The organism is Yinghuangia sp. ASG 101, assembly GCF_021165735.1.
Taxonomy (GTDB): Bacteria; Actinomycetota; Actinomycetes; order Streptomycetales; family Streptomycetaceae; genus Yinghuangia.
Window position 1 is genome coordinate 5,595,759 of record NZ_CP088911.1, and the last position, 15,313, is coordinate 5,611,071.

The following is a 15,313-nucleotide window of genomic DNA, read 5'->3' on the forward strand; positions in this document are numbered from 1 at the left end:
AATCCCGTTTCGCACCAGCGCACGCATCTTCGTGGGGGACCCCCGTCATGACCTCTCAGGCGGCCGAGCCGCCGCGTACCGTCGACCCGCACATCCACCGCCGCCGCTGGTACATCCTCGGCGTGCTGGTGATCAGCCTGCTGGTCGTCGTCCTCGACAACTCGATCCTCAACGTCGCCATCAAGGTGATCGCCGACCCCGACGAAGGACTCGGCGCGTCGCAGAGCCAACTGCAATGGGCGATCAACTCCTACACCCTCGTCTTCGCCGGTCTGCTGTTCACCGCCGGCATCCTGGGTGACCGGTTCGGCCGCAAGAAGCTGCTGCTCTTCGGCATGATCGTCTTCGGCCTCGCGTCGTTCCTCTCCGCGATGTCGCAGAGCCCCGGCCAGCTGATCGCGGCGCGTGCCCTGATGGGCTTCGGCGGGGCCTTCGTGATGCCCGCCACGCTCTCGATCATCAGCAACGTCTTCGAACCGCACGAGCGGGCCAAGGCCATCGGCATCTGGTCGGGCGCGGTCGGCCTCGCCATCGCGATAGGGCCCATCACCGGCGGCGCCCTGCTCGAACACTTCTGGTGGGGCTCGGTCTTCCTGATCAACGTGCCGATCGTCGTGATCGGCGTACTCGCGATGATCTTCGTCGTCCCCGACTCCAAGGACCCGCGCCCCGGCAAGCTCGACCCGGTCGGTGTCGCGCTGTCGATCGCCGGGCTGGTCTCCCTCGTCTACGGCATCATCAAGGGCGGCGAGGACTCCTGGACCAGCCCGATGGTGCTGCTGACCATCGCCGTCGGCGTCGTGATCCTCGCGGTCTTCGTCTGGTACGAGCGCCGCAGCGACCATCCGGCGCTGGACGTCAAGTTCTTCCGCGAACCGGCCTTCTCCGCCGCCGCCGCGGCCATAGGGCTGGTGTTCTTCGCGCTCATGGGCGTGACCTTCTTCATGGCGTTCTACCTGCAGAGCGTGCGCGGCTACACCCCGCTGGAGACGGGCCTGTTCCTGCTGCCGCTCGCCGTCGGGCAGCTGATCTTCGCGCCGCGCAGCGCCGGGCTGGTCCGCAGGTTCGGCGTCCGCGCGGTCACCACCGTCGGCATGCTGGTGGTCACCGCGACGTTCCTGTCGTTCACCCCGATGGGCCGCGACACCCCGATGTGGCTGCTGTGCGGCGTCTTCTTCTTCCAGGGCGTCGGCATGGCGCTGGTGATGCCGCCCGCGACCAACTCGGTCATGGCGTCGCTGCCGCGCGAGAAGGCGGGCGCGGGATCGGCCGTCACCAACACCGTCCGGCAGATCGGCGGCGCCCTCGGCGTCGCGGTGCTGGGCTCGGTGCTGTCGTCGGTCTACCGCGACCGCATCGGCGGCAACGGCGTCCCCAAGGGCGCCGACGAGTCCATCGAGGCCACGCTCGGCGCGGCCGAGCACGCCGGCCCGTCGGGCCTCGCGTGGGTGGAGCCCGCGAAGGACGCGTTCATCGGCGCGATGCACTACGCCGCGCTCGGTTCCGCGATCGTCGCCGCCATCGGCGCTTTCGTGGTGTTCCGCTGGCTGCCGCGCCCGGCCGCCCCGGCCGTCCCCGGCCCAGCGGAGGAGGTACGCGAGGACGCTAAGGTCTGACCGGTGAGTTCCCAGATGGACGACGCGAAAGCGGTCGGGCCCGGCACGCGGCCGGTGCCGTGTGCCCGCCCGCGCGGCCGTCCGCGCAGCGCCGCGGCCGAACGCGCCATCCTCGACGCCACGCTGCGGCTGATCGGGCGGCACCGCAGCGTCGGCGCGGTGTCCGTCGAGGCGGTCGCGCAGGAGGCCGGGGTCGGCAAGGCGACCATCTACCGGCGCTGGTCGAACAAGGAGGCGCTGGTCATCGCCGCGGTCGAGGCCGCCGAGCAGCCGATCCCCGAGCTGGATGGCGTGAACGTGCGCGACGACCTGATCCGCCTGCTGACCGTGATGCGGCAGAACATGATGGACCGCCGCGCCGAGGGCCTGGTCTCGCTGGTCCTCGGCGAGGTGGGCCGGCACCCGGAGCTGCACCGCCGCTACCACGAGGTGGTCATAGAGCGCCGCCGCGAGGCCATGCGCGTGGTCCTGCGCCGCGGCGTCGCGACCGGAGAACTGCGCGGCGACGTGCCGATCGAGTTGATGAAGGACCTGCTCACCGGGCCGCTGCTGATCCGCAAGATGGTCGACGACCTGGACATCCCCGCCGAGCTGCCCGAGCTGATCGTCGACACCGTGCTGCACGGCGTCGCGGCCGGCGCCGCGGAGACGACCCGCTGACGTCCCGCCGCGAGGGCCGTGCCCGGGCGGTACGGTCGGCGCCCGGTTTGTGACGAGTGTGTCCCGGAACCGTGCCGGAGCCGGGGACGCGGAACCCCCCGAACCGCCGCACGCGTCCTGCAAGGACGTACGCGATATTCGGCACGGCGCCCTCGACGCCCGCGCCGTGCGACCCGGGGAGACGACATGGCAGGCAGCACCGCGGCGGACACCCAGGCGCCGCCGGCGCCCGTCCCGGGTCGGCCTCCGGGACGCCGGCCCGGCCTCGCCGGCGTCCGCGACGTCGTCCGGGACGGCCTGCGGCGGCCGGCCTGGCGGCGCGGCCGGGTCGTCGCGGCGTGCGCGGTCGTCGTCGCCCTGCTCATGGCGGGGCACGGCCTGATTCCCAACACCCCCGGCCGGGTCGGCTCGCTCGTCGAGACGTTCCTGCCGTGGACCGCGGTCCTGGTGCCGCCGCTGCTGCTGGCCGCCGCCGTCCGCAGGTCGTGGACCGCGCTGGTGGCGACGGTCCTGCCCGCGGTCGTGTGGCTCGCGATGTTCGGCGGCACGGTCTTCTCGTCGGCCGGCAGCGGCCCGTACGACGTGCGCGTGGTGACGCACAACATCAACGCCGAGAACCCCGACCCCGCCGGGACCGCCCGCTCGCTGCTCGGGGCCGAGGCGGACATCGTCGCGCTGGAGGAGATCCCGACCGGTGAGCGGGACGCGTACGGCGCCGTCCTGGACGCGGCCTACCCGCACCGCGCGGCCGAGGGCACCGTCGCGCTGTGGAGCCGCTATCCGATCACGCGCGTCACGCCGGTCGACGTCGGCATGGGCTTCATCCGCGCGATGCGCGCCGAGGTCCGCACCCCGCGGGGGGACGTCGCCGTCTACGTCGCCCACCTGGCCTCGGTCCGCTTCCGGCCGGACGGATTCGGCGTCGCCTCGCGCGACGAGACCGTGCGGCGCCTCGCCGACGCGGTCGACGCCGACCCGGCCGAGCGGGTCGTGGTCCTCGGCGACCTCAACGGCACCGTCGACGACCGCGGCCTGGAACCGCTGACCGACGGCCTCACCGACGCGCAGGAGGCCGCGGGCGGCGGGTTCGGCTTCACATGGCCCGCGTCGTTCCCGATGGCGGCGATCGACCACGTGCTGGTGCGCGGCCTCGACACCGTGAGTGCCAAGGTGCTGCCGAAGACCCCGAGCGACCACCGGCCGATCAGCGCCGACCTGGCGTTCTGACCCGGTCCGCCCCCGGTCCACCCCGAACCGCCCCCGACGCGGGACGCAAATCCCTTCGACCGCGCGGGAGTTCGCCGCCTACGCTGGGCCGCTGGGCATCCGAGGCACCAGCGAAAGGCGCAGCACCGATGACACGGGCCTTCCCACCGTCCGGACTCGCGGAACACCCCGAACCGCTCGTCGAGGGCCACCCGTTCCGCCAGTGGAAGACCTGGCGGATGCCCGGCGACCTCACCCTCACCGGGTACTCGCGGGCCAACGACAAGACCTTCTTCCACATCCCCGAACTCAGGTGCGTGCTCGACGCGGGGCTGTGCGAGGGCCGCCGAGCGGAGAACGTCTTCCTGACCCACACGCACCACGACCACGTGAAGGACCTCGACTTCCTCGCCGACCGGGACGGCGGCACCGACATCTGGCTGCCCGCCGAGGCGGTCCCGTTCGCCGAGGCCTACCTGCGCTCCTCCGCCGAGCTCAACCACGGCGCCGCGTACGACCCGGCGCTCGCGGGAGGCCACCGCCTGCACGGGGTGCGCGGCGGCGACACGTTCACCTTCGGCCGCCGCGGCCACCGGGTGCGCGTCGTGCGGTGCGAGCACAAAGTGCCGTGCGTCGGCTACGCGTTCTCCGCGCCCGTCACCTCGCTGCTCCCCGAATACGCGGAGCTGCGCGCCGAATTGCTCGGCACCGGCCGAGGCGCCGAGTTCGGCCGCATCATGGCGCGGAAGCGCCGGGAGGGCGTCGCGGTGGACGAGGTCACCCACCGCCCGCTGTTCGCGTTCCTCGGCGACACGCACACCGACGTCTTCGCCGACAACCCCTGGCTGTTCGACTATCCCGTGCTCATCACGGAGTGCACGTTCCTGGACGACGCCGAGAAGGAACGCGCCGACCGGGTCGGCCACACGGTCTGGAGCCGCCTGGCCCCGATCGTCGCCGCGCATCCGGAGACGGTGTTCGTGCTCACGCACTTCAGCCTCCGCCACACCGACCGCGACGTCCTGGAGTTCTTCCGGGCCGTGCGGCGGCAGGACGCCTCCGGCGGCCCGGCGAACATCCTGCCGTGGATCCATCCCGGCAGCCGCCTCCCGGAACAGCACCAGTCCTCGGGCGGCTGAGCCGGCGGGTCAGCTCTCGCGCCACCGGCTGGTGATCGGCAGGCGGCGGTCGCGGCCGAAGGCCTTGAGGGAGATCTTGGTGCCCGGCGGGTACTGGCGGCGCTTGTACTCCGCGGTGTCCACGAGCTTCAGGACGCGGTCCACCAGCGCCGGGTCGAACCCCGCGCCGACGATCGCGTCCCGGCCCATGTCCCGTTCGACATAGCGGTCCAGGATGTCGTCGAGCAGGTCGTACTCCGGCAGCGAGTCGGAGTCCTTCTGGTCCGGGCGCAGCTCGGCGCTCGGGGGCTTGCTGATGGAGTTCTCCGGGATCGGCGGCACCTCGCCGCGCCGCAGCGCCTCGGCGTTGCGCCAGCGCGCGATGCGCCACACCGTCGTCTTGGGCAGGTCCTTGATCGGGGCGAAACCGCCGACCGCGTCGCCGTACAGCGTCGAGTAGCCGCAGGCCAGTTCGCTCTTGTTGCCGGTCGCGAGCACGAGGTGCCCGTCCTGGTTCGAGATGCCCATCAGCGTGGTGCCGCGCACACGCGCCTGGAGGTTCTCCTCGGCTAGCCCGGTCAATTTGAGCGAGCCGAGGTACGCGTCGACCATCGGCGCGATCGGGACCTGCCGGTAGTCGAGCCCGATGCGCGCGGCGGTGTCGGCGGCGTCGTCCCTGGAGTGCTCGGAGGAGTAGCGGCTCGGCATCGACACGCCGTACACGTTCGCGCCCCCGATGGCGTCCGCGGCGATCGCGGCGACCAGGGCGGAGTCGATGCCGCCGGACAGGCCGAGCAGCACGGAGGAGAAGCCGTTCTTGACGACGTAGTCGCGCAGCCCCGCGACCAGCGCACCGTAGATCTCGGCGTCGTCCGACAGCTTGGCGGCGATCACCGGCGGTCGCGGCTCGTACGCGGCGGCTGGTGCCTCGGAGAGCGTCGCCGTCTCGATCGTCAGGCCGTCGGCGACCACGTCGCCCGCGTTGTACGCGCTCGCGTCGGTCGACGCCGCGGGCAGGTCGAGGTCGGCGACGAGCAGCGACTCCTCGAACTGCGGCGCGCGGCCGAGCACCGCGCCGGCGGCGTCGACCACCAGGGAGTCGCCGTCGAAGACCAGTTCGTCCTGGCCGCCGACCATGTTGACGTACGCCAGCGCGCACCCCGCCTCGGCCGCGCGCCGCCGGGCGAGTTCGAGGCGCACGTCGTCCTTGGCCAGCTCGTACGGCGAGCCGTTGACCACCATGAGCAGCCCGGCTCCGGCGGCACGCACCGCGGCGACCGGCCCGCCGTCCTGCCACAGGTCCTCGCAGATCGCCAGCGCCACGTCGACGCCGTGCACGCGGACCACGGCGAGCTTGTCGCCGGGCACGAAGTAGCGGAACTCGTCGAACACCCCGTAGTTGGGCAGGTGGTGCTTCGCCGACCGCATGGCCACCCGGCCGCCGTGCAGCACCGCGACCGCGTTCTGCGGGGCTCCGGCCGGCAGCCCGAGCCGGGGGGTGGCCGTGGCGCTGCGGTCGAGGTAGCCGACGACCACGGCGAGGTCGCCCAGCCCCTCGTCGGCGAGCCGGACGGCCAGCGCGTCGAGCGTGCGGCGGGAGGCCTCGACGAACGAGGAGCGCAGCGCGAGGTCTTCGACGGGGTAGCCGGTGAGCGTCATCTCGGGGAAGGCGACCAGGTGGGCGCCTTGTTCCGCCGCGCGCTTGGTCCACGCGACGACCAGGTCCGCGTTGCGGGCGAGGTCGCCGACCGTCGGGTTGATCTGACTGAGGGCGATCCGAAGCTGAGGCACGGTGCCAGCCTACCCATGGTTGACGTCAGTGTGACGAATAGTCGGCCGAGAGTGGCGTACGTCTCGCCGCGCGGTCGTGCCCGCCGGGCACCGCGACACCGCGCAGCTTGTCGGGATTCACGACACCCTGGATCCCCGCGATGCCGCCGTCGCGGATCTCCGGGCTGAGCAGCAGCCGGCGCTCCCCGGAGTCCAGCAGCAGCGCGTGGCCGCCGTTGACCGCGACCACATACGCGTCGGCGGGCGCGCGGCGCCCCAGGACGCCCAGCAGGAACCGCGCGACCTTGTCCCGCCCGAGGATCGGCCTGCGCGCGGCACGCGCCCGGCCGCCGCCGTCGTTCCACAGCACCACGTCCCGGGCCAGCAGCGACTCCAGCCCGCTGCGGTCGCCGGTCACCGCCGCCGCGACGAACCGCTCGACCAGCGCGAGGTGCTCGGCGGAGTCGACCGCGAAACGCGCCCGGTCGCCGTCGAGGTGCGCCGCGGCACGGCGGTGGAGCTGGCGGGCGTGGGCCGCGGTGACCCCCACCGCCTCCGCGATGTCCTGGTACGGCAGTTCGAAGGCCTCGCGCAGCAGGTACACCGCGCGCTCCGGTGGCGACAGCCGCTCCATCAGGCGCAGCGCGGCCAGCGACACCGTCGCGCGCTGCGCCGCGGACTCGGCCGGGTCCAGCGCGAGCCGCCCGGATGGCACCGGCTCGGGCAGCCACGGGCCGACGTACGACTCGCGCCGCCTCCGAGCCGACCGCAACTGGTCGAGGGCGAGCCGGGTGGTCGCGGTGACCAGCCAGCCGCGCGGCTCCTCGACGGGCGTGTCGGCGACCGCGCGGCGCCAGCGCAGCCAGGCCTCCTGGACGACGTCCTCGGCGTCCCACCAGCTGCCGAGCATGCGGTACGCGAGGCCGAGCAGCACCGGGCGGTGCCGCTCGAACGCCTCGTCGCACCCGGCCTCCCGCACCCGGCCGCCGGGGATGGTCTCCGTCATGCCGCCTTCGGGGGGTTCGGGGGCCGCATGTGCGTGCTGATCGCGAGCCGGTTCCACACGTTGATGGTAGAGATCGCGAGCAGCAGGTCGGCCGCCTCGCGCTCGTCGAAGACCGCGTGGACCTCGGCCCAGACGTCGTCCGGCACGCCGCCCTCGCTGATCCGGGTGACCGCGTCGGTCAGGGCCAGCGCCGCCCGCTCCCTCGCGTTGAAGAAGTGCGGGACCTCCCGCCACGCCGTCACGCCGAACAGCCTGCGGACGTCCTCGCCCTCGGCCAGCGCGTCCTGCGTGTGCATGTCGACGCAGAACGCGCAGCCGTTGATGACCGAGGCGCGCGTCTTGACCAGGTGGTAGAGCGTGCGCTCGACATTGGCCCGGGCGTACTTCTCCAGGCCGAGCACGGCCTTGTAGCCCTCGGGCGCCGTGGCCTGCATGTTCAGGGCGCGCTCGCGCATCGTGGGTCCCGCCTTCCGCTGGGGGCCGCCGCGCCGCCCGATGCGGCGCGGCCGACAGAACGACGGGGCAGCCGGTACCCGGCGTGACAGCCCCCGATGTGACCCCGGTCACCCCCGTCAGTCCGGTGAGCGCGGGCCTCACGCGCTGTTGGAGGGGCCGTAATGTGTTCGCAACCGGAACAGGTCAAGATGTACCCATGGATAAGCAGCAGGAGTTCGTGCTCCGCACCCTGGAGGAGCGCGACATTCGGTTCGTGCGCCTGTGGTTCACCGACGTTCTCGGCTTCCTGAAGTCCGTCGCGGTGGCCCCTGCCGAACTCGAGCAGGCCTTCGCGGAGGGCATCGGGTTCGACGGCTCCGCGATCGAGGGCTTCGCGCGCGTGCACGAGTCCGACATGCTCGCGAAACCGGATCCTGCGACGTTCCAGATCCTGCCCTGGCGGGCCGAGGCGCCCGGCACGGCGCGCATGTTCTGCGACATCCTCATGCCCGACGGCTCGCCGTCGTTCGCCGACCCCCGCTTCGTGCTGAAGCGGACGCTGGAGCGCGCCTCCGACCGGGGATTCACGTTCTACACGCACCCCGAGATCGAGTTCTTCCTGTTCAAGGACATGCCCCTGGACGGGAGCGCGCCGACCCCGGTCGACCACAGCGGCTACTTCGACCACACGCCGCAGATGGTCAGCCACGACTTCCGGCGGCTGGCGATCACGATGCTGGAGAACATGGGCATCTCGGTCGAGTTCAGCCACCACGAGGGCGCGCCCGGCCAGCAGGAGATCGACCTGCGGTACGCGGACGCCCTCAGCACCGCGGACAACATCATGACCTTCCGCCTGGTGGTCAAGGAGGTCGCGCTCGAACAGGGCGTGCACGCGTCCTTCATGCCGAAGCCGTTCTCGCAGTACCCGGGCTCCGGCATGCACACCCACCTGTCGCTGTTCGAGGGCGACCGCAACGCCTTCTACGAGGCGGGCGCGGAGTACCAGCTCTCCAAGGTCGGCCGGTCGTTCATCGCGGGGCTGCTGCGGCACGCCGCCGAGATGGCCGCGATCACCAACCAGTGGGTGAACTCGTACAAGCGCCTGTGGGGCGCCTCCGCGCGGACCGCGGGCATGGGCGGCGAGGCGCCGTCGTACATCTGCTGGGGCCACAACAACCGCTCCGCCCTGGTGCGGGTGCCGATGTACAAGCCGACCAAGGGCCAGTCGACCCGGATCGAGGTCCGGTCGATCGACTCGGCGTGCAACCCGTACCTGACCTTCGCGGTCCTGCTCGGCGCGGGCCTGAAGGGCGTCGAGGAGGGCTACGAGCTGCCGGCCGGCGCCGAGGACGACGTGTGGGCGCTCACCGACGCCGAGCGCCGCGCGCTGGGCATCGCACCGCTGCCGCAGAACCTCGCCGAGGCCATCGCGCTGATGGAGCGCAGCGAGCTGCTGCCGGAAGTCCTCGGCGAGCACGTCTTCGAGTTCTTCCTGCGCAACAAGCGCCACGAGTGGGAGGAGTACCGGCAGCAGGTCACGCCGTTCGAGCTGGCCAAGTACCTGCCGGTCCTGTGACCCCGGCGCGGGTCACCGCGGCGGGCTCAGCAGCTCCATGATGTAGCGCTTGAACGCGTCGGCCTCCTCGCCCCGCGGCAGCAGCCGCGGGGCACCCCGCCGCACGAGCGCGATACCGACCGCGACGGTCCACGCCGCCAGCGCGTGCCGGCGCGCCACATCGGGCGCGAAGCCGAGTTCCTCGTTGAGGCGCGCACCCCACGCGATGCGTTCCTCGGTCACCCGCTCCAGAAACGGCCCGACCACCGGGTGCGTCGAATTGACCAGCAGCGTCGTACTGACGTCCGCGCTCTGCGGGGACGTGAACGCCAGCTCGGTCAGCCACCGCCCGCGTTCGACGGGGTCGGCGATGCGGGCGGCGGCGGCCATCATCGCGTCGGACTCGTCGACCCAGCGCTCCAGCGCCGCGCGGATCAGCGCGTCGCGGTCCTTGAAGTGCCAGTAGAAACTGCCCTTGGTGGTGCCCAGGCGTTCGGCGAGCGGCTCGACCGCGATCGCCCCGAGCCCGCTCTCCCGCATCGCCTCCAGCGCCGCGCCCGCCCAGTCGTCCCGGGTCAGCGTGCGCCGCCCGGGCCGCGCGGGTCTGTCGGCCGGGGTGTTGTCCGAGGGAACACCGTTGCGCATGCCCACACGCTAATGCAGCGGTACGCGCCGGACACCGCGCCGATAGTCTCGACGGATGGCCACATCGGAACCGGTCAGTCCCGGAGTCTCGACAGCCCGCCTGGTCAGGCTGGGGTTCACCGACGTCGACGCGGCCGTGCGGCGGCTCGCCGACCCCGCCCTCGCGAGCGTCCGCGACCCCGCGCAACTGCTGGAGGCGCTGGCCGCCACCGCCGATCCCGACCTCGCCCTGCTCGGCCTCGTGCGGCTCGCCGAGACCGCGGACGACCGCTCCGTCCTGCTGTCCACACTCGCGGCGGCCAAGCCCCTGCGCGACCGCCTGCTCGGCGTCCTCGGCGTCAGCGCGGCCCTGGGCGACCACCTCGCGCGCCACCCCGACGACTGGCGCACGCTCGTCACGTACGACGTCCACGAGGCCCACCCCACGCCCGAATACTTCCGCCGCACCCTCGGCGCGGCCCTCGACGACCCCACCCGCAAGCCCCTCACCGGAGACGACGCGCTCGACGCGCTGCGCGTCGCGTACCGCCGCTGCCTGCTCTCCATCGCCGCGCGCGACGTGTGCGGCACCGCCGACGTCGCCCAGGTCTCCGCCGAACTCGCCGACCTGGCCGGCGCCACCCTCGACGCCGCACTCGGCCTGGTCGCCCGCGAACTGCCCGAGGACGCCGGGCAGTGCCGCCTCGCGGTCATCGGCATGGGCAAATGCGGCGGACGCGAGCTGAACTACGTGAGCGACGTCGACGTCGTCTTCGTCGCCGACGCCCCACCCGGCGTCGACGAGGCCCGCGCCCTGGCCGCCGCGACCCGCATCGCCGCCGCCATGATGCGGGCCTGCTCGCACACCACCCGCGAGGGCACCATCTGGCCCGTCGACGCCAACCTGCGCCCCGAGGGCCGCAACGGGCCCCTCGTCCGCACCCTCGCCAGCCACCTCGCGTATTACGAGCGCTGGGCCAAGACCTGGGAGTTCCAGGCCCTGCTCAAGGCCCGCCCGGTCGCCGGCGACAGCACCCTCGGCAACCGCTACACCGAGAGCATCGCCCCCCTCGTGTGGACGGCCGCCCAGCGCGACAACTTCGTCCCCGACGTGCAGGCCATGCGCCGCCGCGTCGTCGACTCGATCCCGCACGCCGAGGTCGAACGCGAACTCAAGCTCGGGCCCGGAGGGCTGCGCGACATCGAGTTCGCCGTCCAACTGCTGCAACTCGTGCACGGCCGCGCCGACGCGTCGCTGCGCAGCGGCTCGACCCTGGAAGCCCTCTCCGCCCTGTCCGCGGAAGGGTACGTGGGACGCGCCGACGGCGCGTCCCTCGACGAGGCGTACCGCTTCCTGCGGCTCCTGGAGCACCGCGTCCAACTGCACCGCCTGCGCCGCACCCACCTGCTGCCCACCGACACCGCCGACCTGCGCCGCCTCGGCCGCTCGACGGGCTTCCGCGCCAACCCGGTCGGCGAACTGGAGGCGGCCTGGCGGCGCACTCGGCACGAAGTGCGGCGCCTGCACGAGAAGCTGTTCTACCGCCCGCTCCTGGACGCCGTCGCGCGCCTGCAACCGGGGGAGGCGCGCCTGACCGCGAAGGCCGCCGAGCAGCGCCTGGAGGCCTTGGGCTACGCCGACCCCGCGGGCGCGCTGCGGCATCTGGAGGCGCTCGCGTCCGGCGTCAGCCGCCGTGCCGCGATCCAGCGGACCCTGCTGCCGGTCATGCTCGGCTGGTTCGCCGACTCCGCCGACCCGGACGCGGGCCTGCTGGCCTTCCGCCAGGTCTCCGACGCCCTCGGCAACACCCACTGGTACCTGCGCCTGCTGCGCGACTCCGGGGCCGGAGCGGGCGGCGCGGCGGCCGAGAACATGGCCCGCGTGCTGTCCTCCGGGCGCCTCGCCCCCGACCTGCTGCTGCGCGCCCCCGAGGCGGTCGCGCTGCTCGGCGACCCGGACGGCCTGCGGCCCCGCTCGCTGAGCGCGCTGGAGTCCGAGATCCTCGCGGCGGTCGGGCGGGCGCCGAGTGCCGAGGTCGCGGTCCAGATCGCGCGCAGCGTACGCCGCCGGGAACTGTTCCGCATCGCCGCCGCCGACGTCCTCGGCCACCTCGACGTCGACCAGGTCGGCCGCGCGCTGTCCGACGTGACCGCGGCGACGCTGACCGGCGCGCTGCGCGCCGCGACCGACGCATACGCCCGGCAGACCGGTGCCGCGATGGGCACGCGCCTCGCGGTCATCGGCATGGGCCGGTTCGGCGGCCACGAGCAGGGCTACGCCAGCGACGCGGACGTCCTGTTCGTCCACGAGCCGGAGGAAGGCGTCGCGGAGCCGGTCGCCGCCAAGCAGGCGCACGCCGTCGCCAACGAGCTGCGCCGTCTGCTGCAGCTTCCCGCCGCCGATCCGCCGCTCGTCGTCGACGCCGACCTGCGCCCCGAGGGACGCCAGGGCCCGCTCGTCCGCACCCTCGCCTCGTACCGTGCCTACTACGACCGCTGGTCCAAGCTGTGGGAGAGCCAGGCCCTGCTGCGCGCCGCGCCCGTCGCCGGGGACGCCGACCTGGGCGCGCGGTTCCTCGACCTCATCGCGCCCCTGCGCTGGCCCGCCGCCGGGCTCGACGACAAGGACGTCCGCGAGATCCGCCGCATGAAGGCCCGCATCGAGGCCGAACGCCTGCCGCGCGGCGCCGACCCGACCACACACACCAAGCTCGGGCGCGGCGGCCTGGCCGACGTCGAGTGGGCCGTGCAACTCCTCCAGATGCAGCACGCGCACACGGTGCCCGCGCTGCGCACCACCGGGACGCGCGAGGCGCTGGCGGCGGCTGCCGCGGCCGGACTGCTGGACGAACAGGACGCCCGGGAACTGGACGAGGCGTGGGTGGAGGCGACGCGCGTCCGCAACGCGGTCATGGTCGTGCGAGGCCGCCCGTCCGACCAGTTCCCGTTCGACGTGCGCGAACTCGCCGGGGTCGCGCGTCTGCTCGGCTACCGCGCGACCGAGGCCGGGCCGGTCGGCGCCGGAACGGTCATCGAGGACTACCGGCGCATCACCCGGCACGCACGCTCGGTCGTCGAACGGGTGTTCTACGGCGAGGGCGAGGAGACCCCGGCCGGCTCGCGCTGAGAGTCGGTCGCCCCGCCCCCCGGCACGTCCTCGGACGCCGTCCGGGCCCGGTACTCCTCCGACCGTGGGTCGTCGGGCGTGTACCGGGGGAAACGGTAGGCGGAGCGCGCGAACACCAGCCGCTGGATCGCGAAGCCCGCCGCGAGCGTGACCCACCCGCCGACCGCGTCCAGGAGGAAATGGTTGCCGGTGGCCATGATGACGGTCAGCGTCAGCAGCGGGTAGAGCAGGCCCAGGACGCGCACCCACAGCGGCCGGGCGAACTTCCAGATCGCCAGGGCGCACCAGGTCGACCAGCCGATGTGCATCGACGGCATCGCCGCGAACTGGTTCGACACGTTCTTCATGTCGCCCGACGCCATCGACCCCCACGTCTCGTGGACGAGGACCGTGTCGATGTAGCCGGCGCCCGGCAGCAGCCGCGGCGGAGCGAGGGCGTAGAAGAAATACCCGAACAGCGCGAGCGCGGTCGTGATGAACAAGACCCAGCGGACCGCGCCGTAGCGCCCCGGATGCCAGTGGAAAAGCCACACCAGCACACCGATGGTCACGACGAAGTGCAGGGTGGCGTAATAGTAGTTCATCCCGACGATCAGCCAGGTGACCTTGTTGATCGCGTGGTTGATCGAATACTCGATGTCGATGTGCAGCGTCTTCTCGAAGTCGAGCAGCTGCCACGCGCGTTCCATCGCGAGCGATTCGCGGTTGGGCACCGCGTTGCGGATCAGCGAGTAGACCCAATAACTCAGTGCCACCAATGCCAGTTCGACGACGAACCTGGGACGCCGCGGCGTCCGCACATAGCGCAGGAACCGGACGGCAGCCGTGGGCGGTCCGATCTCGGTGGCTGTGGAGCCCGACGCCGCCGACGACTTCGGCAGCGACCGCGGCTGGGTCTCCCGGGATTCTGTGCCCCCCATAAAGCACCAGTCTGCCAGAGACAGGGGTGCCGCCGATCATCCGCAGGTACCGTTCCGGGCCGACTTTTCCCTCGTGCGGACGCCGATTGGCCTCCGTGTGGGGGCAACACGGAGACACACGCCGGGATTTCCCGCGCAGTACGGCCCCTGCATCGGGATTGGCGATGAACGGTGCGCGCCGGGTGCCGACTTGGCACTCCCGCCGCCGCGTTACGGTGCTCACATGAGCGAGCGAATCAAGGGGCCGCAGGCGTGTCGCGACCGCCGCGCCGAGCCGGGCGAGGTGCCCGCGTGAGCGATCTCGACACCCACCCGACGGTCAGGGAATGCGGCGGACGCGACGACGTGTCCGCCGCCCCCGTGCGTGAGCTGATCCCCGGGCGCGAGGCGCACATCGGCGGCAGCAGCGCCGTACGCCGCGTCCTGCCCACGCTCGGCCGCCGCATGGTCGGCCCGTGGTGCTTCCTGGACCACTACGGGCCCGACGACATCTCCGCCCGCGACGGCATGCAGGTCGCCCCGCACCCGCACATCGGCCTCCAGACGGTCAGTTGGCTGCGGGAGGGCGAGATCCTGCACCGCGACAGCGTCGGCAGCCTGGCCACGGTGCTTCCCGGCAGCCTGGGGCTCATGACGTCCGGGCGCGGCATCGCGCACTCCGAGGAATCCCCCGTGCCGCACCCGGCGATGCTGCACGGCGTGCAGTTGTGGGTGGCGCTCCCCGACGCCGACCGCGACACCGACCCGTGTTTCGACCTCCACACCGAGCTGCCGACCTTCGAGGCCCGGGGCCTGCGCGGCACGGTGATCATGGGCGAGGTGGACGGCTCCGCCTCACCCGGGCGCGCGTACTCCCCGATCGCCGGTGCCGAGCTCGCCCTCGACGCGGACGCCGACGTTCGGCTGCCGCTGGAGCGCGACTTCGAGTACGCGGTGGTCGCCACCGGGCCCGGCGCGGTGGTCGACGACGTGCCCCTTCCGGTCGGCTCGCTGCTCTACCTCGGCTGCGGGCGCGACGACCTGCGCGTCCGCACCGATTCCGCGTCCGACCTGATCCTCGTCGGCGGGGAGCCGTTCGCGGAGAAGATCGTCATGTGGTGGAACTTCGTCGGGCGCTCCCACGACGAGATCGTCCGGGCGCGGGCCCAGTGGCAGGCCGAGGAGCGCTTCGGCGAGGTGCACGGCTACCACGCACCGCGCCTGGCCGCGCCGGAGATGCCCGCGACACCGCTGAAACCGCGCGGGCGAGCCCGTTGACCGGTCACCCGGAGGG

12 protein-coding genes are annotated in these 15,313 nt (G+C 72.7%); 7 read left to right on the forward strand and 5 right to left on the reverse strand.

The features are described from left to right. Nucleotides 1-47: 47 nt before the first annotated feature. The 4 genes from LO772_RS23980 to LO772_RS23995 all read left to right on the forward strand — a co-directional run bounded on the left by LO772_RS23980 (nucleotide 48) and on the right by LO772_RS23995 (nucleotide 4,621). Nucleotides 48-1,616, forward strand: coding sequence for an MFS transporter (locus LO772_RS23980; RefSeq protein ID WP_231774095.1), 1,569 nt, complete (start codon nucleotides 48-50; stop codon nucleotides 1,614-1,616). Nucleotides 1,617-1,619: 3 nt separating this feature from the next. Continuing rightward, nucleotides 1,620-2,276, forward strand: a complete 657-nt coding sequence (locus tag LO772_RS23985) for a TetR/AcrR family transcriptional regulator (RefSeq protein WP_231774096.1) — start codon at nucleotides 1,620-1,622, stop codon at nucleotides 2,274-2,276. A 186-nt stretch (nucleotides 2,277-2,462) separates the two neighbouring features. After that, nucleotides 2,463-3,503, forward strand: a complete 1,041-nt coding sequence (locus tag LO772_RS23990; protein WP_231774097.1) for an endonuclease/exonuclease/phosphatase family protein — start codon at nucleotides 2,463-2,465, stop codon at nucleotides 3,501-3,503. A gap of 128 nt (nucleotides 3,504-3,631) precedes the next feature. Beyond that, entirely contained in the window at nucleotides 3,632-4,621 is a 990-nt protein-coding gene (locus LO772_RS23995) for an MBL fold metallo-hydrolase (protein WP_231774098.1), read from the forward strand. A 9-nt stretch (nucleotides 4,622-4,630) separates the two neighbouring features. Here LO772_RS23995 and LO772_RS24000 read toward each other — a convergent pair whose 3' ends face one another. The 3 genes from LO772_RS24000 to LO772_RS24010 are packed head-to-tail and all read right to left on the reverse strand — an operon-like array spanning nucleotide 4,631 to nucleotide 7,831. Beyond that, entirely contained in the window at nucleotides 4,631-6,391 is a 1,761-nt protein-coding gene (locus LO772_RS24000; RefSeq protein WP_231774099.1) for an NAD+ synthase, read from the reverse strand. A gap of 25 nt (nucleotides 6,392-6,416) precedes the next feature. Further along, nucleotides 6,417-7,376 carry an RNA polymerase sigma factor SigJ gene (sigJ, locus tag LO772_RS24005; RefSeq protein ID WP_231774100.1) on the reverse strand — a complete coding sequence of 320 codons (960 nt, stop codon included), beginning with the start codon at nucleotides 7,374-7,376 and terminating at the stop codon, nucleotides 6,417-6,419. Beyond that, complete coding sequence (locus tag LO772_RS24010; protein WP_231774101.1) at nucleotides 7,373-7,831, reverse strand: carboxymuconolactone decarboxylase family protein; 459 nt, start codon at nucleotides 7,829-7,831, stop codon at nucleotides 7,373-7,375. Before LO772_RS24010 ends, sigJ begins: the two co-directional genes overlap by 4 nt. 197 nt (nucleotides 7,832-8,028) lie before the next feature. On the opposite strand from LO772_RS24010, the gene LO772_RS24015 reads away from it, so the two are divergent. Next, nucleotides 8,029-9,390 (forward strand): glutamine synthetase family protein, encoded by a 1,362-nt coding sequence (locus tag LO772_RS24015; RefSeq protein WP_231774102.1) that lies wholly within the window; start codon nucleotides 8,029-8,031, stop codon nucleotides 9,388-9,390. A 12-nt stretch (nucleotides 9,391-9,402) separates the two neighbouring features. On the opposite strand, the gene LO772_RS24020 is transcribed toward LO772_RS24015, so the two are convergent. Further along, nucleotides 9,403-10,014: a TetR/AcrR family transcriptional regulator gene (locus LO772_RS24020; protein ID WP_231774103.1), complete on the reverse strand. Its 612-nt coding sequence runs from the start codon at nucleotides 10,012-10,014 to the stop codon at nucleotides 9,403-9,405. A 55-nt stretch (nucleotides 10,015-10,069) separates the two neighbouring features. Between LO772_RS24020 and LO772_RS24025 the strand changes: the two genes are divergently transcribed. Beyond that, complete coding sequence (locus tag LO772_RS24025) at nucleotides 10,070-13,120, forward strand: bifunctional [glutamine synthetase] adenylyltransferase/[glutamine synthetase]-adenylyl-L-tyrosine phosphorylase (RefSeq protein ID WP_231774104.1); 3,051 nt, start codon at nucleotides 10,070-10,072, stop codon at nucleotides 13,118-13,120. Here LO772_RS24025 and LO772_RS24030 read toward each other — a convergent pair. Further along, nucleotides 13,081-14,040 carry a phosphatase PAP2 family protein gene (locus tag LO772_RS24030; protein ID WP_231774105.1) on the reverse strand — a complete coding sequence of 320 codons (960 nt, stop codon included), beginning with the start codon at nucleotides 14,038-14,040 and terminating at the stop codon, nucleotides 13,081-13,083. The two genes, LO772_RS24025 and LO772_RS24030, sit on opposite strands and share 40 nt — an antisense overlap. A gap of 291 nt (nucleotides 14,041-14,331) precedes the next feature. On the opposite strand from LO772_RS24030, the gene LO772_RS24035 reads away from it, so the two are divergent. Continuing rightward, nucleotides 14,332-15,297 (forward strand): pirin family protein, encoded by a 966-nt coding sequence (locus tag LO772_RS24035; protein WP_231774106.1) that lies wholly within the window; start codon nucleotides 14,332-14,334, stop codon nucleotides 15,295-15,297. Nucleotides 15,298-15,313: the final 16 nt, after the last annotated feature.